This window comes from Novosphingobium decolorationis (genome assembly GCF_018417475.1).
Classification (GTDB): domain Bacteria; phylum Pseudomonadota; class Alphaproteobacteria; order Sphingomonadales; family Sphingomonadaceae; genus Novosphingobium; species Novosphingobium decolorationis.
Genome location: NZ_CP054856.1, coordinates 1,898,479 through 1,915,210, shown reverse-complemented (window position 1 = coordinate 1,915,210; position 16,732 = coordinate 1,898,479). Strand labels below are relative to the sequence as shown.

General features: G+C 65.7%; 23 protein-coding genes. 22 read left to right on the top strand and 1 reads right to left on the bottom strand.

Annotation, left to right across the window (positions count from 1 at the left end; translation table 11 throughout):
• Positions 1-194: 194 nt before the first annotated feature.
• The 13 genes from nifB to HT578_RS08715 all read left to right on the top strand — a co-directional run bounded on the left by nifB (position 195) and on the right by HT578_RS08715 (position 7,328).
• Complete coding sequence (gene nifB / locus HT578_RS08775) at positions 195-1,778, top strand: nitrogenase cofactor biosynthesis protein NifB (protein WP_239026566.1); 1,584 nt, start codon at positions 195-197, stop codon at positions 1,776-1,778.
• A 6-nt stretch (positions 1,779-1,784) separates the two neighbouring features.
• The gene (locus HT578_RS08770) at positions 1,785-2,006 is read left to right on the top strand and encodes a 4Fe-4S binding protein (RefSeq protein ID WP_039390827.1); all 222 of its coding nucleotides are present in this window, start codon (positions 1,785-1,787) and stop codon (positions 2,004-2,006) included.
• A complete protein-coding gene (locus tag HT578_RS08765) occupies positions 2,003-2,578 on the top strand; it encodes a tetratricopeptide repeat protein (RefSeq protein WP_239026565.1) in 576 nt (191 codons plus the stop codon). Before HT578_RS08770 ends, HT578_RS08765 begins: the two co-directional genes overlap by 4 nt.
• Complete coding sequence (locus HT578_RS08760) at positions 2,559-2,909, top strand: nitrogen fixation protein NifZ (protein ID WP_039390828.1); 351 nt, start codon at positions 2,559-2,561, stop codon at positions 2,907-2,909. Before HT578_RS08765 ends, HT578_RS08760 begins: the two co-directional genes overlap by 20 nt.
• Positions 2,906-3,184: a nitrogen fixation protein NifZ gene (locus HT578_RS08755; protein ID WP_213503692.1), complete on the top strand. Its 279-nt coding sequence runs from the start codon at positions 2,906-2,908 to the stop codon at positions 3,182-3,184. Before HT578_RS08760 ends, HT578_RS08755 begins: the two co-directional genes overlap by 4 nt.
• Entirely contained in the window at positions 3,181-3,552 is a 372-nt protein-coding gene (locus HT578_RS08750; RefSeq protein ID WP_213503691.1) for a DUF3024 domain-containing protein, read from the top strand. Before HT578_RS08755 ends, HT578_RS08750 begins: the two co-directional genes overlap by 4 nt.
• A 19-nt stretch (positions 3,553-3,571) precedes the next feature.
• Positions 3,572-3,847, top strand: coding sequence for a hypothetical protein (locus HT578_RS08745; RefSeq protein WP_213503690.1), 276 nt, complete (start codon positions 3,572-3,574; stop codon positions 3,845-3,847).
• Complete coding sequence (locus HT578_RS08740) at positions 3,844-5,022, top strand: DegT/DnrJ/EryC1/StrS family aminotransferase (protein WP_213503689.1); 1,179 nt, start codon at positions 3,844-3,846, stop codon at positions 5,020-5,022. Before HT578_RS08745 ends, HT578_RS08740 begins: the two co-directional genes overlap by 4 nt.
• Positions 5,023-5,050: 28 nt before the next feature.
• Positions 5,051-5,350 carry a 2Fe-2S iron-sulfur cluster-binding protein gene (locus HT578_RS08735; protein WP_039390835.1) on the top strand — a complete coding sequence of 100 codons (300 nt, stop codon included), beginning with the start codon at positions 5,051-5,053 and terminating at the stop codon, positions 5,348-5,350.
• A gap of 24 nt (positions 5,351-5,374) precedes the next feature.
• Positions 5,375-5,632: a BolA/IbaG family iron-sulfur metabolism protein gene (locus HT578_RS08730; RefSeq protein ID WP_039390836.1), complete on the top strand. Its 258-nt coding sequence runs from the start codon at positions 5,375-5,377 to the stop codon at positions 5,630-5,632.
• Positions 5,633-5,637: 5 nt separating this feature from the next.
• The gene (grxD, locus tag HT578_RS08725) at positions 5,638-5,958 is read left to right on the top strand and encodes a Grx4 family monothiol glutaredoxin (protein WP_371710957.1); all 321 of its coding nucleotides are present in this window, start codon (positions 5,638-5,640) and stop codon (positions 5,956-5,958) included.
• Positions 5,955-6,458 (top strand): TOBE domain-containing protein, encoded by a 504-nt coding sequence (locus HT578_RS08720; protein ID WP_039390839.1) that lies wholly within the window; start codon positions 5,955-5,957, stop codon positions 6,456-6,458. Before grxD ends, HT578_RS08720 begins: the two co-directional genes overlap by 4 nt.
• A 108-nt stretch (positions 6,459-6,566) precedes the next feature.
• Positions 6,567-7,328, top strand: a complete 762-nt coding sequence (locus tag HT578_RS08715; protein WP_213503688.1) for a siderophore-interacting protein — start codon at positions 6,567-6,569, stop codon at positions 7,326-7,328.
• Between the two features lie 149 nt (positions 7,329-7,477).
• On the opposite strand, the gene HT578_RS08710 is transcribed toward HT578_RS08715, so the two are convergent.
• Positions 7,478-7,909, bottom strand: coding sequence for a response regulator (locus HT578_RS08710; protein WP_213503687.1), 432 nt, complete (start codon positions 7,907-7,909; stop codon positions 7,478-7,480).
• 368 nt (positions 7,910-8,277) lie between these two features.
• Here HT578_RS08710 and nifH point away from each other — a divergent pair, with 368 nt between their 5' ends.
• The 9 genes from nifH (at position 8,278) to fdxB (ending at position 16,698) form a co-directional block, all read left to right on the top strand.
• A complete protein-coding gene (gene nifH, locus HT578_RS08705) occupies positions 8,278-9,156 on the top strand; it encodes a nitrogenase iron protein (RefSeq protein WP_213503686.1) in 879 nt (292 codons plus the stop codon).
• A gap of 165 nt (positions 9,157-9,321) precedes the next feature.
• Positions 9,322-10,824, top strand: coding sequence for a nitrogenase molybdenum-iron protein alpha chain (nifD, locus tag HT578_RS08700; protein WP_213503685.1), 1,503 nt, complete (start codon positions 9,322-9,324; stop codon positions 10,822-10,824).
• Between the two features lie 42 nt (positions 10,825-10,866).
• Positions 10,867-12,426, top strand: a complete 1,560-nt coding sequence (nifK, locus tag HT578_RS08695; RefSeq protein ID WP_213503684.1) for a nitrogenase molybdenum-iron protein subunit beta — start codon at positions 10,867-10,869, stop codon at positions 12,424-12,426.
• An 82-nt stretch (positions 12,427-12,508) separates the two neighbouring features.
• Positions 12,509-13,927, top strand: coding sequence for a nitrogenase iron-molybdenum cofactor biosynthesis protein NifE (nifE, locus tag HT578_RS08690; protein WP_213503683.1), 1,419 nt, complete (start codon positions 12,509-12,511; stop codon positions 13,925-13,927).
• Positions 13,928-13,929: 2 nt separating this feature from the next.
• Positions 13,930-15,315: a nitrogenase iron-molybdenum cofactor biosynthesis protein NifN gene (gene nifN / locus HT578_RS08685; protein ID WP_213503682.1), complete on the top strand. Its 1,386-nt coding sequence runs from the start codon at positions 13,930-13,932 to the stop codon at positions 15,313-15,315.
• Entirely contained in the window at positions 15,312-15,728 is a 417-nt protein-coding gene (gene nifX, locus HT578_RS08680; protein ID WP_213503681.1) for a nitrogen fixation protein NifX, read from the top strand. The genes nifN and nifX overlap by 4 nt, the downstream gene beginning before the upstream one ends.
• A 3-nt stretch (positions 15,729-15,731) precedes the next feature.
• Entirely contained in the window at positions 15,732-16,190 is a 459-nt protein-coding gene (locus HT578_RS08675; protein ID WP_213503680.1) for a NifX-associated nitrogen fixation protein, read from the top strand.
• Positions 16,191-16,207: 17 nt separating this feature from the next.
• Positions 16,208-16,411: a CCE_0567 family metalloprotein gene (locus HT578_RS08670; protein ID WP_213503679.1), complete on the top strand. Its 204-nt coding sequence runs from the start codon at positions 16,208-16,210 to the stop codon at positions 16,409-16,411.
• On the top strand, positions 16,408-16,698 hold the full coding sequence (fdxB, locus tag HT578_RS08665) for a ferredoxin III, nif-specific (RefSeq protein WP_239026564.1): 291 nt from the start codon (positions 16,408-16,410) through the stop codon (positions 16,696-16,698). The genes HT578_RS08670 and fdxB overlap by 4 nt, the downstream gene beginning before the upstream one ends.
• The last annotated feature ends 34 nt before the right edge of the window (positions 16,699-16,732 follow it).

Sequence of the window (16,732 nt, the reverse complement as noted above, 5' to 3'; positions counted from 1 at the left end):
CGCGAGCCGGACAAAGCGGGCGTACCAAGCGTGACAATCGCGACAGGGGCCTTCGGGCACCCTGTGCTGCGATGCGGCATGAAGTGGCCGAAAATCGGTAGTTTCCGATATCTGGCACGCAGGTTGCTGAGCCTCTCCCATCAGCAGAAAGCCGGTGGTGCCCCCTCCGCCGGCTGCGACTTGGGGAGTTTTCCATGACCGACACCCTTTTCAGCCAGGATCCGGACAGCACACGCGAGGCCAGTTCCGCAGACGGCGTCGTCGACATTTCCGACGTCATGCAGAAGGTGGCCGAACACAAGGGCTGCGGGACCGAAGGCGGTTCGGGCAAGGCGAGCTGCGGATCGAGCGCAGGGCCGGCCGACATGCCGCCCGAGATCTGGGAGAAGGTGAAGAACCACCCGTGCTATTCCGAAGAAGCCCACCACCACTACGCACGCATGCACGTGGCCGTCGCGCCCGCCTGCAACATCCAGTGCAACTACTGTAACCGCAAGTACGACTGCGCGAACGAGAGCCGTCCGGGTGTCGTTTCCGAACGCCTGACGCCCGAGCAGGCGTCGAAGAAGGTGCTTGCGGTGGCCTCGACCATTCCGCAGATGACCGTGCTGGGCATTGCCGGACCGGGCGACCCGCTCGCCAATCCGGCCAAGACCTTCGAGACCTTCCGCCTCATCAGCGAGGTCGCCCCCGACATCAAGCTGTGCCTCTCGACCAATGGCCTCGCGCTGCCCGACTGGGTCGACGAGATCGCCAAGTACAAGGTCGACCACGTCACCATCACCATCAACATGGTGGACCCCGAAGTGGGCCAGCACATCTACCCCTGGATCTTCTGGGAGAACAAGCGCCTGCAGGGCTATGAAGCCGCCAAGATCCTGACCGAGCGGCAGATGCTGGGCCTCGAGATGCTCACCGAGCGGGGCATCCTTGCCAAGATCAACTCGGTGATGATCCCGGGCATCAACGATGCGCACCTCGTCGAGGTGAACAAGGCGGTGAAGAGCCGGGGCGCGTTCCTGCACAACATCATGCCGCTCATTTCCGCGCCCGAGCATGGCACCGTGTTCGGTCTCAACGGCCAGCGCGGCCCTTCCGCGCAGGAGCTCAAGGCGCTTCAGGACGCGTGCGAGGGCGACATGAACATGATGCGCCACTGCCGCCAGTGCCGCGCCGACGCGGTCGGGCTGCTCGGCGAAGATCGTTCGGCCGAGTTTACCACCGAGAAGATCATGGCGATGGACATCGAATACGACGCCGAAGGCCGCAAGGCCTACCAGCAGGCGGTCGAAGGCGAGCGCCAGGCCAAGGTGGCCGCCAAGGCGAGCGAACTGGATGGCCTTGAAAAGGCGGGCGATATCTCGGTCCTGGTCGCGGTTGCCACCAAGGGCCACGGGATCATCAACGAGCACTTCGGCCACGCCAAGGAGTTCCAGGTCTATGAACTGAACGCCAAGGGCGCCAAGTTCGTCGGCCACCGCCGCGTCGACCTCTACTGCCAAGGCGGCTATGGCGAGGAGGATGCGCTCGACACCGTGATCGCGGCGATCAACGACTGCCACGCGGTCTTCGTCGCCAAGATCGGCGGCTGTCCCAAGGCCGACCTCCAGGCAGCGGGCGTCGAGCCGGTCGACCAGTACGCCCACGAGTACATCGAACAGTCCGCGCTGGTCTGGTTCAAGGACTACCTTGAACGTATCGCGAGCGGCGAGATCGTCCACCAGCAGCGCGGCGATGCGGCCATCCGCCAGGGTGCGCTGCTCAGCCAGGCGGGGTGAGCGGCGATGGCCTACAAGATCGTCGCCAGCCAGTGCACCAACTGCACGGCCTGCGAGGCGCTGTGTCCCAACATGGCGATCTCGGAGGCGAAGGGCACCTTCGTCATCGACCCGGCGCTCTGCACCGAGTGCATCGGCCACTTCGAGGACCCGCAGTGCGTCGCGATCTGCCCGGTCGATGACACCTGCGTGCTCGACGCCAGCGTGCCGCGGTACCAGCCGGCATGAGCGGGGCGCGTGAAACGCTGCCGTTCGAGGGCTTTGGCGGGGCATCGGATGCGTTCGAGCGTTCGATCCTCGCCAGCCCCCTCCTGGGAGGGGGCCTGCCCGAGGAGGCGCGCGCTCACCTCGAACGTGCGGCCACGCGCTATCACCTGACCGATGTGGCCGAGACGCACCTGTTCGAAGCCGAGAAGATCGCGCCCGACCATGCCGCCGTCCTGATCGCGCTCTACCGCTTCTATTTCTACAAGGGGCGGCTGAACGAAGCGCTGGACGTGGCGCGCGCCTGCGTTGCCAAGGCCCTGCGCCTCAACGTCCTGGGCGAGGACTGGCGGCGGGTGCAGCCGGGCGATGCCGCCTTCGGGGAGTGGGAGGCGCTGTTGCCGCGCTTTTTCCTCTTTAGCCTCAAGGGCTACGCCTACCTCTCGCTGCGCACCGGCCATCTCGAAGCGGGCCGGGAGGCGGCCGAGAAACTGCTCGAACTCGACCCGCGCGACCGCATCGGGGCGCAGGTTCTCATCGATGTCCTGAACCGCATGGAGGATGAGGAGGAGGCCGATGGCGAACATCGTTCGTGACAGCGAGGTCGTTGAACTCAATGGCCCGCCCGCCTTCCGCTATGGAGAACGCGTGCGCGCGCGGCGTCTTGTGCGCAACGACGGCACCTACGCGGGCAAGGAGATCGGCGAACTGCTGGTCAAGAAGGGCGAAGAGGGCGTCGTCGTCTCGATTGGCACCTTCCTCCAGCAGTTCTACATCTATGGCATCGAGTTCTTCGAGAGCGGCCACCGCGTGGGCATGAAGCGGCGCGAGCTCGACCCGGTCTGGGCAAGCGAGGAGGACGAGGACGAACTGCCTGTCGCGCGTGCGCCGCGCCCTGCATCGCCCCTTCCGAGTGCGGCGCCATGATGGACATTCGCGAGCCCGTCTACGGCTGGGGCGAGGCCGTGCGCGCCGTGGTGGACCTTGTCAACGACGGTTCGTTTCCGGGCGCCCCGCCCGAAGCGATCCTGGCCCCGCGCGGGACGCGCGGCGAAATCGTCAACGTGGGCCACCACGAGGAGAGCAACCAGCCGGTCTACCTCGTCGAGTTTGCGCGCGGCGAGGGGGCCGGGTCCCCGCGTGTCGTCGGGTGCCTCGAAGAGGAGATCGAACGCGCCGAAGCGGGAGGGACGTTGCCATGAGCCTTGCCGCTGCCTCCGCCCAGGCCCCCGCGTCGCGGGCGCTTCTCGCCCGCCAGCCCAACGAGTTCGACCTGGCGCGGATCGAGCGCCTGCTCGTTCGGCGGCGGCGCTACCGCTACGTCGAGCCCGTGGTCGTGCCCATCGAGGACGGTTACCTCGTGCGCGCGCCCTGCTGTTCACGCACCGTCGATCCCGAAGGCGGGGAAATCGACATCGCGCGCCTCCTCTGGGACGAGCGCGCGCGCGAATGGAGGCTCTACCGGCGCGATCATGGCACGCACAGCTGGATCGAGGACGGCCCGTTCGCGCGCCTTGGTGAGCTCATGGGCTGGCTCAACGCCGATCCTGCCCGCGTTTTCTGGCAATAGAGGAAGGAGACGAAGGCCCATGCCGCTCAGCGAAATCGATCTCGCGCGCATCGACGCGCTGGTACAGGCGCTGGGCGACAGTGCGCTCCCGGAGACCCTGGGCGTCGCGCTGCGGCGTCTCGTCCCAAATCTCGCCCTGCGCCAGTGCGATGCGGGCGACGTGCTGGAGGAACCCTACCGCTCGGCGGGTGCCTGCGACCTGCATCTGCTCGACGTTTCCGCCCACTGCATCCGCGTCACCGGCGATCCGGCTGAGGCGAGCGGGCTTCTGGTTGCAGGGAGGGCTCCGGCATGAGCGGGCAGGTCGTCTCGATCGCCACGGGCGAGGTGCTGCAGATCCCGATGAGCGACCCCGACCTGACGCTGGAGGACGTGGTCGCGGTCGAGCAGGTCTTGCGCGGCGCGCAGCTGGGGCAGGGCGCGCTGGTCGAGGAACTGGAGCAGGCCTTCGCCGCCCAGTGCGGCCGTGCGCGCGGGGTTGCGGCCTCCAGCGCGGCGATGGCGCTGGTCATGGTGCTGACGGCAAAGGGGATGGGGCCGGGCGACGAGGTGATCCTCTCGGCCCACTCCTTCCACGAGCTGGGCCACGCGGTCCTGCGCTGCGGGGCGACCCCGGTCTTTGCCGACATCGACTACTGGTCGGGTTGTCTTTCGGCGACGAAGAGCGCGGACAAGGTGACGAGCCGGACCCGCGCGATCCTGGCGGGCAACACCTGCGGGCACCCCGCCGACTGGCCGGGCCTGCGCGCGCTGGCCGATGCGCACGGCCTCTTCCTGATCGAGGATTCGAGCGAGGCGATCGGCTCGCGCCACAAGGCGGGCGTGGTCGGCAGCTTCGGCGATGTCGCGCTTTTCGATTTCGCCCAGCCCGGCGTCATCGCCTGCGGGGAGGGGGGCATCGCGCTCACCGACGATACGCAGCTGGCCATGGCCCTGCGGCGCCTGCGCAGCCGCAGCCTCTCGGACCGCACTTCGGTCTCGGCCGGGGTGGATGCGCCCTTCGGGGCCGCGATGGGCGCGATGGTGGCCGCGCTTGCGCTCGCGCAGCTGCGCCGCCTCGACGTGCTCCTGGAACGCCGCCGCGGGGTGCAGGCCATGTACGATGGCTTCATGCAGAGCTTCGAGGGGATCAAGCCGCCCTACATCTCGCCCGATGTCGAGGAGGTCCACTGGTTCCTCTATACCGTGCATCTGGGCACGCGCTTCACCAAGGGGTCGCGCGACGCGATCCTGGAGGACATGCGCACCGAGGGCGTCGAGGCCCACGCCTATTCCAGCCCGCTCCACCTCCAGCGCGCCTACCGGGCGCTGGGCTGGACGCGCGGTGACCTCTTCGTGACCGAGAAGGTCGCCGACCGCGCGGTCGTGCTGCCCTTTCACGCCCACCTCACGCCCGAACAGATCGCCTTCATGGTCGCGCGTCTCAAGGACGCCTCGATCAACGCAGGCGCTGGGGCCGCCATCTACTGACCACCGAAAGAGACCCAGAAAGAACGCCATGACTACGCTCACCATCCTGCCGTCCGCCACCTCCATCGCCGTTGCCGAGGGGGACAGCCTGCTCGCCGCCATGCTCGCCAGCGGGGCACCGGTCGCCCACAAGTGCGACGGGGAAGCCTCCTGCGGCCAGTGCCACCTCTTCGTGATCGAGGGGCGCAAGGGCCTCTCGCGCATCAGCCGCGCGGAGAACGACATTCTCGACACCATCGTCGGCGTCGGTTCCAAGTCGCGCCTTGCCTGCCAGGCAACGCTGACCGGCACCGAGGACGTGACCGTCGAGGTTCTGAGCTTCGTCTGACGACGTGCCAAGGAGAGACAGCCTATGCCCATGGATGCCACCGAGATCGAACGCCGCATCACCGCGGCCTTTCCCGACGCGGACGTGCTGATGGTCGATATGGCCGGGGACGGCGACCACTGGGCCGCGCGCGTCACCTGCGCCGCCTTTGCGGGCAAGAGCCGGATCGTCCAGCACAAGATGGTCTACGCCGCGATCGGCGCGGACATGGGGCATGAACTCCACGCGCTGGCGCTCCAGACGTTCGTTCCTGCCGTCCCCCCCACCACCCCTGCAACCTGAGGAGAATGGCCATGGCCACGTCCGACCGTATCCGCGCGCTTGTCACCGACAACGAGATCGTCGTCTTCATGAAGGGCGTGCCCGCCGCCCCGCAATGCGGCTTTTCCGCAGGCGTGGTGAAGGTGCTGGACGCTATCGGGCGGCCCTATGTCGGGGTCAACGTACTCGACGATCCGTTCCTGCGCGAAGGCATCAAGGAATATTCCGACTGGCCCACGCTGCCCCAGGTCTACGTGCGCGGCGAGTTCATCGGTGGCTGCGACATCGTGCGCGACATGTACGCGGCAGGTGAGCTTCAGGCGCTCCTCGCCGGGCAAAGCGCATGAGCATGGCCTCCGCGACGGGAGCGGCCGGAGCCGCCATCGTTCCTTTCGTACCGCCGGGCGGGCGCCGCCTGCGCGCGAGCGAGCGCAACATGCTGGAAGGCATCGTGACCGCCATCGTCCACGGCGCGGTGAGCGCCGAAGTCGGCCTGCTCGTCAACGAGCGGATCGTGATCGATGCGCTGGTGCCCAACTCCACTGTCGCCGCGCTGGGGCTGAAACCGGGAGGGCGCGCGGTTGCGCTCATCAAGCCCAGCTTCATCACCCTGATCGACGATGTCCCGGGGCTGGCGCTTTCGGCGCGCAACCTCATCGGGGGCACCGTCGTCAACGTGCTGACAGGGCCGGTCGAGGCCGAATGCGTGCTCGACATCGGCGAGGGGCGCGAGCTGACGGTGCTGGTGACCAGCCACAGCGCGCGGGCGCTGGAACTGGAGGCCGGGCGCCAGATCCTCGCCAGCTTCAAGGCCTCGCACATCATCGTCTGCGCGCTCGACGGGTAACGTGCCCGGATGGGCCAGGGCACCTGTGATAGGTATGCCCCATTGCAATCGGTGACAGGGCGCCTACATTCCTTCTTGCAAGTTTATCGCAATAAGGAAGCCCCCGCCATGGCCAAGCCCCAGTCGCGCACGCTGACCGTCCTCGCCCGCCAGCAGGTCTCGCCCTCGATGATCCGCCTGACGCTGGGCGGCGAAGGGCTCGCCGACTTCCCGCACGGGCAGGAAGGCGGCTATGTGAAGCTGATGTTTCCGCCAGCGGAAGGCAAGGCCAAGCCGACCTTGCGCACCTACACCATCCGCGCCCAGCGTGCCGGCGAGATCGATGTCGATTTCGCGCTCCATGGCGTGGAAAACGGCGTCTCGGGCCCGGCGACCAACTGGGCGGTCAGCGCCGAGATCGGCTCGACCATCGAGGTCGGCGGGCCGGGGGCGGCCAAGCCGCTGCCCGAAGGCTTCGACTTCTATCTCGTGGCCGGGGACATGACCGCGATTCCCGCCATCTCGGTGAACCTCGAAGCCCTGGATCGCGAGGCCAAGGGCTACGCGGTGATCGAGATCCAGCAGGAGGACGACCGCGTGGAGATCGACGCGCCCGAAGGCGTGGAGATCCGCTGGGTCGTGAACCCCGAACCCGGCCAGCAGCCCCAGTGGCTGGTCGAGGCGCTGCGCGCCTACGGCTGGCCCGAAGGCCGGGTCTACGCCTGGGCGGCGAGCGAATTCTCGGCCATGCGCCTTATGCGCACCTACCTGCGCGAGGAAAAGGCGCTGACGCCCGCCGAACTCTACATCTCCAGCTATTGGAAGCAGGGCCTCGACGAGGAAAGCCACAAGGTGGTCAAGCGCGAGGACGCCGAGGCGACGGCTGCCTGAGGGAAGAAGTTAAGTCTTTTTTCAAGGGGCCATTGCCCCTTGACCCCAAAATGGGCGACCTCACCAGTCTCAGCCAGGGCAGCGGGCGTAAGGTGAGGTCGACAGTTCGGGGAGCCCGAGGGCAATGGCCCTCGGAACACTCCTCTTTCCTATAACCCTCCCAGCTGTATCAGCGCCGCGCCGCCCGCGCGCCCGAGGATCGTGTCGACCTTCTGGCGCACCGCCTCCATGCGCAGCGGCTTGATGAGCGCGCCGTGGGCGCCCGCTTTCAGCGCGGCGATGCCCAGTTCCTCTTCCTCCGGGCTGGCGACGATGAGCACGCGCGCGGCCGGGTAGCGCGCGGCGATCTCGGCCAGCACCTCCAGCCCGTGCGCGCGCAGGATCGAAAGACCCAGGATCAGTACATCAGGCCGCAGCCAGTCCTGCCCCTTGGCGTAGGCTTCCTCCAGGCTCGCCAGTTCGTGGGTTTCGATCTCGTCGTGCAGCATGAACTGCAAGGCGGCGCGGGTGATCTCGTCCTCGTCGACAACGAAGATGCGGCGCTGGTCGACGGCCTTGGCGGTTTCGACACCGATCTGCATGGGCTTCTCCTGTGCATGGGAACTCATCCCTCCCACGCAAGAAGCGTTCCATCCCGATCTAGCACGCAAATGCGCGGACATGCCGCCGGCGGGGCCGGGCGAACGTGTGTCCTTTGCGACATGCAACGCCCCATTGTTCGCTTTGCCACATGCCCGTGCGGGCTCCGACATTCGCACCAAGTCACCTATTTAATGCGATTTTATGTGGTTGCGCCACGTTTGGCACGCCCCGTGCAAAGAGGTCGGCACAGCGGGCACATCCTGCTGGCCCGCCGCAACGAGAGAGGACGCGTCGGGGAGAGAACCGGTCCGGGCCGACCCCCTGTCCGATCCGGTGCACACGGCTTTAACAGCTTAGGAGCCAAGCAATGTCACTTCGTCAAATCGCCTTCTACGGCAAGGGCGGCATCGGCAAGTCCACCACCTCGCAGAACACCCTTGCCGCGCTCGCCGACCTTGGCCAGCGCATCCTCATCGTCGGCTGCGATCCCAAGGCCGACTCCACCCGCCTGATGCTGCACGCCAAGGCGCAGGACACCATCCTGTCGCTCGCGGCCGAGGCCGGCTCGGTCGAGGACCTCGAACTCGAGGACGTCATGAAGATCGGCTACAAGGACATCCGCTGCGTGGAATCCGGCGGCCCTGAGCCGGGCGTCGGCTGTGCGGGCCGCGGCGTCATCACCTCGATCAACTTCCTGGAAGAGAACGGCGCCTACGAGGACATCGACTATGTCTCGTACGACGTGCTCGGCGACGTGGTCTGCGGCGGCTTTGCCATGCCGATCCGCGAGAACAAGGCCCAGGAAATCTACATCGTCATGTCGGGCGAGATGATGGCCATGTACGCGGCCAACAACATCTCGAAGGGCATCCTCAAGTATGCCAACTCGGGCGGCGTGCGCCTGGGCGGGCTCATCTGCAACGAGCGCCAGACCGACAAGGAGCTGGAGCTGGCCGAGAACCTGGCCGCCAAGCTGGGCACGCAGCTCATCCACTTCGTGCCGCGCGACAACATCGTGCAGCATGCCGAACTGCGCCGCATGACGGTCATCGAATACGCCCCGGAATCGAATCAGGCGCAGGAATACCGCAACCTCGCGCAGAAGATCCACAACAACTCGGGCAACGGCATCATCCCCAGCCCCATCACCATGGACGAGCTTGAGGACATGCTGATGGAGCACGGGATCATGAAGGCGGTCGATGAATCGCAGGTGGGTCTCACCGCCGCGGATCTCGCCGTCTGACCTGAGCCTTCGCGCCAGTCCCCCGAACGTCCGGTCCTCCTACGCGCCTCTTGTTGGCATGCGAAGCGGGGGAGGACCGGACAACCGGTCCCAGTTCGATCTGAGCCCACTGATCTGAGTCCATTTCAATCTGAGTAGGGACGGATCAACCAGGAGTGCATCCAAATGAGCGTCTCAACCCCTACCGACATCGCACAAGTCAAGGAACGCAACCGGGCGTTGATCCAGGAAGTCCTTGAAGTCTATCCGGCGAAATCCGCCAAGCGCCGCGCCAAGCACCTCAACGTTTCCGAAGAGGGCAAGAGCGACTGCGGCGTCAAATCCAACATCAAGTCGATCCCCGGTGTCATGACCATCCGCGGCTGCGCCTACGCAGGCTCCAAGGGCGTGGTCTGGGGCCCGATCAAGGACATGATCCACATCAGCCACGGGCCGGTCGGCTGCGGCCAGTATTCCTGGGCCGCGCGCCGCAACTACTACATCGGCACGACCGGCATCGACACCTTCGTGACCATGCAGTTCACCTCCGATTTCCAGGAGAAGGACATCGTCTTTGGCGGCGACAAGAAGCTCGCCAAGATCATGGACGAGATCGAGATGCTGTTCCCGCTGAACAAGGGCATCACGGTCCAGTCCGAATGCCCGATCGGCCTTATCGGCGATGACATCGAGGCGGTCTCCAAGTCCAAGAGCAAGGAATACGGCGGCAAGACCATCGTGCCCGTGCGCTGCGAGGGCTTTCGCGGGGTCTCGCAGTCGCTTGGCCACCACATCGCCAACGATGCGGTGCGCGACTGGGTCTTCGACAAGGTGGGCGACAAGGAACCGACCTTCGAGCCTTCGCCCTATGACGTCGCGATCATCGGCGACTACAACATCGGAGGCGATGCCTGGTCGAGCCGCATCCTGCTGGAAGAAATGGGCCTTCGCGTCATCGCGCAGTGGTCGGGCGACGGCTCGATCGCCGAGCTCGAAGCGACGCCCAAGGCCAAGCTCAACGTCCTCCACTGCTACCGCTCGATGAACTACATCTCGCGCCACATGGAAGAGAAGTACGGCATTCCCTGGGTGGAATACAACTTCTTCGGGCCCTCCAAGATCGAGGAATCCCTGCGCAAGATCGCCAGCTACTTCGACGAGTCCATCCAGGAAAACGCCGAAAAGGTGATCGCCAGGTACCGCGCGCTGACCGACGCCGTCATCGCCAAGTACAAGCCGCGCCTTCAGGGCAAGACGGTCATGCTCTATGTCGGCGGCCTGCGTCCGCGCCACGTCATCGGCGCCTACGAGGACCTGGGCATGGAAGTGGTCGGCACCGGCTACGAGTTCGGCCACAACGACGACTACCAGCGCACCGCCCAGCACTACGTCAAGGACGGCACGCTTATCTACGACGATGTCACCGGCTACGAGTTTGAGAAGTTCGTCGACAAGATCCAGCCCGATCTCGTCGGCTCGGGCATCAAGGAAAAGTACGTCTTCCAGAAGATGGGCGTGCCCTTCCGCCAGATGCACAGCTGGGACTACTCGGGCCCCTACCACGGCTATGATGGCTTCGCGATCTTCGCGCGCGACATGGACATGGCGATCAACTCGCCGGTCTGGTCGATGGCGCCCACGCCGTGGAAGGCCGGCGAGAGCGACACCATGGCCATCGCGGCGGAATAACCGCGGCTTTTTCCAACCCCATCCAGTTCAAGGGAGGCACCCATGCCCCAGGACGCAGACCAGGTAAAAGACCACTTCGAGCTGTTCCGCGGTGACGAGTACAAGGACATGCTCGCCAGGAAGCGGTCCGAGTTCGAGAACCCCCATCCCGACGCCGAGATCGAGCGCGTCAAGGAATGGGCCAAGACCGAGGAATACAAGGACCTCAACTTCTCGCGCGAGGCGCTGACGATCAATCCGGCCAAGGCCTGCCAGCCCCTGGGCGCGGTCTTCGCTGCGGTCGGCTTTGAAGCGACGTTGCCTTTCGTGCACGGCTCGCAAGGGTGTGTGGCCTACTACCGCTCGCACTTCTCGCGCCACTTCAAGGAGCCGACCTCGTGCGTCTCCTCCTCGATGACCGAGGATGCGGCGGTGTTCGGCGGGCTCACCAACATGGTCGACGGGCTTGCCAACGCCTACTCCATGTACAAGCCCAAGATGATCGCGGTTGCGACCACCTGCATGGCCGAAGTGATCGGCGATGACCTCAACGCCTTCATCAAGACGGCGAAGGAAAAGGAATCGCTGCCCGCGGAATTCGACGTTCCCTTCGCGCACACTCCGGCTTTCGTGGGCAGCCACATCACCGGCTACGACAACGCCATGAAGGGCATCCTGGAGCACTTCTGGGACGGCAAGGCCAAGACCGCGCCCAAGCTGGAGCGTGTCCCCAACGGCTCGATCAACTTCCTCAACGGGTTCGATGGCTACGCGGTCGGCAACCTGCGCGAGGTGAAGCGCATCTTCGACATGATGCAGGTCGAGTACACGATCCTGGGCGACCAGTCGGACGTGTGGGACACGCCGACGGACGGCACCTTCCGCATGTACGATGGCGGCACGACGCTGGAAGATGCGGCCAATGCCATCCACGCCAAGGGGACGATCTCGATGCAGGAATACTGCACCGAAAAGACGCTGCCCTTCATCGCTGTGCACGGGCAGGAAACCGCCGCCTTCAACCACCCTATCGGCATCGAGGCGACCGACAGCTTCGTGATGGAAGTGGCGCGCATGGCAGGCGTAGAGATCCCCGACGAACTGGCGAAGGAGCGCGGCCGCCTGGTCGATGCCATCGCCGATTCCAACGCCCACATCCACGGCAAGAAGTTCGCGATCTACGGCGATCCCGACCTTGCCTATGGCCTCGCCAAGTTCGTGATGGAACTGGGCGGTGAGCCGGTGGTCGTGCTCTCGACCAACGGGGGCAAGGCCTGGGCGGCCAAGATGCAGGAGCTCTTCGACAGCTCGCCCTTCGGGGCCAACTGCGAGGCCTATCCGGGCAAGGACCTGTGGCACATGCGCTCGCTCCTTTTCACCGAGGCGCCCGATTTCCTGATCGGCAACACCTACGGCAAGTACCTGGAGCGCGACACCGGCGTGCCGCTGATCCGCATCGGCTTCCCGATCTTCGATCGCCACCACAAGCACCGCTACCCGGTGTGGGGCTACCAGGGTGGTCTCAATGTCCTCGTCACGATCCTCGACCGGATCTTCGAGCACATGGACGCGACCACCAACGTGCCCAGCAAGACGGACTACAGCTACGACATCATTCGCTGAAGGTCCCTTGGTCTCCCCGCCGCTGCGCCATGTCGCGGGGAGCCCCCTTTTTCCCCATCCCCCACCCGCCGGAGTGCCTGCCATGACCAGCCTGAACCAGACGATCCAGGACGTGTTCAACGAGCCGGCCTGCGGGAAGAACCAGGCCAAGTCCGAGAAGGAGCGCAAGAAGGGCTGCACCAAGCAGCTCCAGCCCGGCGGGGCGGCGGGCGGCTGCGCGTTCGACGGGGCCAAGATCGCGCTCCAGCCGATCACCGATGTGGCCCATCTGGTTCACGGGCCCATCGCGTGCGAGGGCAATTCCTGGGACAACCGCGGCGCGGCGTCCTCGGGCTCCACGCTCTACCGCACCGGCTTCACCACCGACATGACCGAGAACGACATCGTCTTCGGCGGCGAGAAGCACCTCTTCAAGGCGATCCGCGAGATTGTCGAGAAGTACGCCCCGCCCGCGGTCTTCGTCTACGAGACCTGCGTGCCCGCGATGATCGGCGATGACATCGACACGGTGTGCAGGAAGGCCGCCGAGAAGTTCGGTACACCCTGCATCCCCATTCACTCGCCCGGCTTCGTGGGCCCCAAGAACCTGGGCAACAAGCTGGCGGGCGAGGCGATGCTCAAGCACGTCATCGGCACGAAGGAGCCGGAATACACCACGCCCTACGACATCAACGTGATCGGCGAATACAACCTCTCGGGCGAGCTGTGGCAGATCAGGCCGCTGCTGGATGAACTGGGCATCCGCATCCTCTCGTGCATCTCGGGCGACGCGCGCTACGAGGAAGTGGCCTGGTCGCACCGCGCGAAGGCGGCGATGATGGTCTGCTCGAAAGCCATGATCAACGTCGCGCGCAAGATGGAGGAGCGCTATGGCATCCCCTTCTTTGAAGGCTCGTTCTACGGCATCGAGGACATGTCGGACACGCTGCGCGAGATTGCGCGGCTGCTGATCCAGCAAGGCGCTGATGCCGAACTGATGGCGCGCACCGAGGCGGTCATCGCGCGCGAGGATGCGCGCGCCTGGGCCGCCATCGAACCTTACCGCGCGCGCCTTTCGGGCAAGAAAGTGCTGCTTGTCACCGGCGGCGTGAAAAGCTGGTCGGTCGTCGCTGCGCTGCAGGAGGCTGGGCTTCGCATCGTGGGCACGTCGGTCAAGAAGTCCACCCGCGAGGACAAGGACAAGATCAAGAAGCTGATGGGCGATGAAGCCCACATGTTCGACAACCTCGCCCCGCGCGAGATGTACCGCAAGCTGAAAGAGGCCGAGGCCGACATCATGCTTTCGGGCGGACGCTCGCAGTTCATCGCGCTCAAGGCCTCGATGCCCTGGATGGACATCAACCAGGAGCGCCACGTCGCCTTTGCCGGCTACCACGGCATGGTTGCGATGGTGGCCGAGATCGACCGCACGCTGGCCAACCCCGTCTGGCAGGAGGTGCGTCGCCCCGCCCCCTGGGACGAGGTGGAGGTGCCGCAGCACGCCGGACGGGAGGCCGCATAGCCATGGCCCAGCTCATCAAGTCGAAGAAGGCCTGCACGGTCAATCCGCTCAAGATGAGCCAGCCCATCGGCGGCGCGCTGGCCTTCATGGGGATGCGCGGCGCGATGCCGCTGCTTCATGGCTCGCAAGGCTGCACCAGCTTTGGCCTTGTCCTCTTCGTGCGCCACTTCCGCGAGGCGATCCCCTTGCAAACGACCGCCATGTCCGAGGTGGCGACGGTCCTGGGCGGCTTCGAGAACGTCGAGCAGGCGGTGCTCAACATTGTCGAGAAGACGAAGCCCGAACTGATCGGCATCTGCTCGACCGGCGTCACCGAAGTGAAGGGCGATGACCTCAAGGGCTTCGTGCAACAGATCCGCACGCGCCATCCTGAACTGGGCGGTGTCGAGATCGTGCCGTGCGCGACCCCGGACTTTGCAGGGGCGTTTCAGGACGGCTGGGCCAAGGCGGTGACCGCGATGATCGAGGAGATGGTGGTCTCGCCCGAGCCTGCGATCCGCGATCCGCGCCGCATCAACGTCCTGCCCGTCTGCCATGTGACGCCGGGCGACATCGACGAGTTGCGCGCCCTGTTCGAGGACTTCGGCCTTGTCCCGACCTTCCTGCCCGACCTCTCGGGCTCGCTCGACGGGCATATCCCCGAGGATTTCACGCCCACGACGCTGGGCGGCACGGGCCCCGAAGAGGTGCGCGCAATGGCGCTCGCGGGCTGGACCCTTGCCATCGGCGAACAGATGCGCGGCGCTGCCGAGGCGCTGGAAGCGCGCGCGGGCGTGCCGTTCCGGCTTTTTCAACGCCTCACCGGACTTGCGCCGTGCGATGAACTGATGGCCTTCCTCTCGCAGATTTCGGGCAAGCCGGTGCCGGTGCGCTACCGCCGCCAGCGTGGCCAGCTGGTCGATGCGATGCTCGATGCGCACTTCCACATCGGCGGGCGCAAACTGGCCATCGGGGCCGAACCGGACCTGCTCTTTGCGCTCGTTTCGGCGCTGGGCGAAGTGGGCGGCGAGGTCGCCTGCGCGGTTACCACCACGACCTCAGCCATCCTTGCGCAGGTCCCGTGCGAGGAGGTCCTCCTGGGCGACCTCGAAGACCTGGAAGCCGGAGCAAAAGGTGCCGACATTCTCATCACCCACAGCCACGGCCGGCAAGCGTCGGCCCGGCTGCACATCCCGCACTTTCGCATCGGCATTCCCATGTTCGACACGCTGGGCGCCGCGCACCTTGTGACTGTGGGCTACCGCGGCACGCGCGACCTGCTCTTCGCGGTCGGCAACATGGTGATGCACCACCACCAGAGCCACGCACCCGGTCCCGAGGACTGGCGCGATGCCTGGCCCGAACCATCCGCTACCTCCCATCAAACCGTACAGGAGCTCGTGCCATGAAAGTCGCCTTCGCCACGCAGGACCTTGTGCGCATCGACGCGCACTTCGGCTGGGCCCGCAACATCGCGATCTACGACCTGACGCCCGAAGGCTGGTCGCTTGACCGGGTCGAGGAATTTTCCGGCGAACTCAACGAGGACGGCAACGAGGACAAGCTCGAACCCAAGCTCAAGGCGCTCGAGGGCGTCGCGATCCTGGTCGTCGCGGCCATCGGCGGGTCGGGCGCGGCGCGGGTCGTGGTGCAGAACATCCACCCCATGAAGGTGGCCGAGCCCGAGCCGATCGAGGGCATGCTCGCCAGGCTGCAGGAGGTGCTGAAGGGCACGCCCCCGCCCTGGCTGCGCAAGGTCATGGCGAAGACCGGCGAGCGCGTCGCCGATCTGGAAGACGATTTCGAGGAAGAGGAGGCCTGAGCGATGCCTGAAGATCTGATCGACGCCCCCGCAATCGACGGTTTTGCCCCCGCCCTGGTGCGCCAGGTGCGCGCGCAGGACACGCACGGCCACTGGGAGAAGAAGTCGGACGTGGAACTGCTCGCGCCCTACATCCTCGACAAGGAGGCGCGCCGCGCGATCCCGATCATCGGCGATCCCGACCCGGATACGCTCTGGCGTCTCGAACTCTACTACGGCGCGCTGTGTCTCGAGATCGAGCGGCGCACCCGCCGCATGGTCCAGCCGATGATGAAGATGAGCCACGAAGGGTTCGGGCGCATGGTCCTCATCGCTGGACGTCTGGTCGTCGTGAACAAGTCGCTGCGCGACGTGCACCGCTTCGGCTTCGACAGCCTCGAAAAGCTCAACGCCGAGGCGGAAAAGCTGATCGTGCAGGCGAGCGACATGATCGGGAAGTTTCCCGAAGTCGCCGACTACTGAAGAGGAGCGCAGGGCCCATGTCCGATCTTGAAGCGATGAAGGCCGAGGTGAAGAAGCTCTCGGCGCGCGCGATGCAGGCCAGGATGGACCTGCACGATCTGTCCGAGGAGCTGCCTGTGGGGCTGGAGAACGTCATGGCGACGGCCAGCCGCGTGTGCGAGAGCTACGCTGCGCTCGCCGCCAAGAAGGCCGAGATGAAGGCGCTGGAGAGCGCCTCGTGAGCGCCCCGGCCCTGACCCGTGGTGGACGCGCGTGGGTGCCCGATTACCTGCTCTCCATCGACCCGGACCTGTGCATCGGGTGCGGACGCTGTTTCAAGGTCTGCGGGCGCAACGTGATGACGCTGAAGGGCGTCAACGAGGACGGCGATGTGGTCGAGCTCGACGAGGACGATGACGAGATCGAGAAGCGCGTCATGGCGATGAACGATGAAGACGCATGCATCGGCTGCGGCGCCTGCGCGCGCGTATGCCCGACCAATTGCCAGACCCACGCCAAGGCGGCCTGAGAGCACGCCAGCGTTCATTCACCCCGGGAGAGGG

Coding starts and splice junctions, on each gene's coding strand:
- nifB (WP_239026566.1), top strand. CDS start 195: ATGACCGACACCCTTTTCAGCCAGGATCCGGACAGCACACGCGAGGCC.
- HT578_RS08770 (WP_039390827.1), top strand. CDS start 1,785: ATGGCCTACAAGATCGTCGCCAGCCAGTGCACCAACTGCACGGCCTGC.
- HT578_RS08765 (WP_239026565.1), top strand. CDS start 2,003: ATGAGCGGGGCGCGTGAAACGCTGCCGTTCGAGGGCTTTGGCGGGGCA.
- HT578_RS08760 (WP_039390828.1), top strand. CDS start 2,559: ATGGCGAACATCGTTCGTGACAGCGAGGTCGTTGAACTCAATGGCCCG.
- HT578_RS08755 (WP_213503692.1), top strand. CDS start 2,906: ATGATGGACATTCGCGAGCCCGTCTACGGCTGGGGCGAGGCCGTGCGC.
- HT578_RS08750 (WP_213503691.1), top strand. CDS start 3,181: ATGAGCCTTGCCGCTGCCTCCGCCCAGGCCCCCGCGTCGCGGGCGCTT.
- HT578_RS08745 (WP_213503690.1), top strand. CDS start 3,572: ATGCCGCTCAGCGAAATCGATCTCGCGCGCATCGACGCGCTGGTACAG.
- HT578_RS08740 (WP_213503689.1), top strand. CDS start 3,844: ATGAGCGGGCAGGTCGTCTCGATCGCCACGGGCGAGGTGCTGCAGATC.
- HT578_RS08735 (WP_039390835.1), top strand. CDS start 5,051: ATGACTACGCTCACCATCCTGCCGTCCGCCACCTCCATCGCCGTTGCC.
- HT578_RS08730 (WP_039390836.1), top strand. CDS start 5,375: ATGCCCATGGATGCCACCGAGATCGAACGCCGCATCACCGCGGCCTTT.
- grxD (WP_371710957.1), top strand. CDS start 5,638: ATGGCCATGGCCACGTCCGACCGTATCCGCGCGCTTGTCACCGACAAC.
- HT578_RS08720 (WP_039390839.1), top strand. CDS start 5,955: ATGAGCATGGCCTCCGCGACGGGAGCGGCCGGAGCCGCCATCGTTCCT.
- HT578_RS08715 (WP_213503688.1), top strand. CDS start 6,567: ATGGCCAAGCCCCAGTCGCGCACGCTGACCGTCCTCGCCCGCCAGCAG.
- HT578_RS08710 (WP_213503687.1), bottom strand. CDS start 7,909: ATGCAGATCGGTGTCGAAACCGCCAAGGCCGTCGACCAGCGCCGCATC.
- nifH (WP_213503686.1), top strand. CDS start 8,278: ATGTCACTTCGTCAAATCGCCTTCTACGGCAAGGGCGGCATCGGCAAG.
- nifD (WP_213503685.1), top strand. CDS start 9,322: ATGAGCGTCTCAACCCCTACCGACATCGCACAAGTCAAGGAACGCAAC.
- nifK (WP_213503684.1), top strand. CDS start 10,867: ATGCCCCAGGACGCAGACCAGGTAAAAGACCACTTCGAGCTGTTCCGC.
- nifE (WP_213503683.1), top strand. CDS start 12,509: ATGACCAGCCTGAACCAGACGATCCAGGACGTGTTCAACGAGCCGGCC.
- nifN (WP_213503682.1), top strand. CDS start 13,930: ATGGCCCAGCTCATCAAGTCGAAGAAGGCCTGCACGGTCAATCCGCTC.
- nifX (WP_213503681.1), top strand. CDS start 15,312: ATGAAAGTCGCCTTCGCCACGCAGGACCTTGTGCGCATCGACGCGCAC.
- HT578_RS08675 (WP_213503680.1), top strand. CDS start 15,732: ATGCCTGAAGATCTGATCGACGCCCCCGCAATCGACGGTTTTGCCCCC.
- HT578_RS08670 (WP_213503679.1), top strand. CDS start 16,208: ATGTCCGATCTTGAAGCGATGAAGGCCGAGGTGAAGAAGCTCTCGGCG.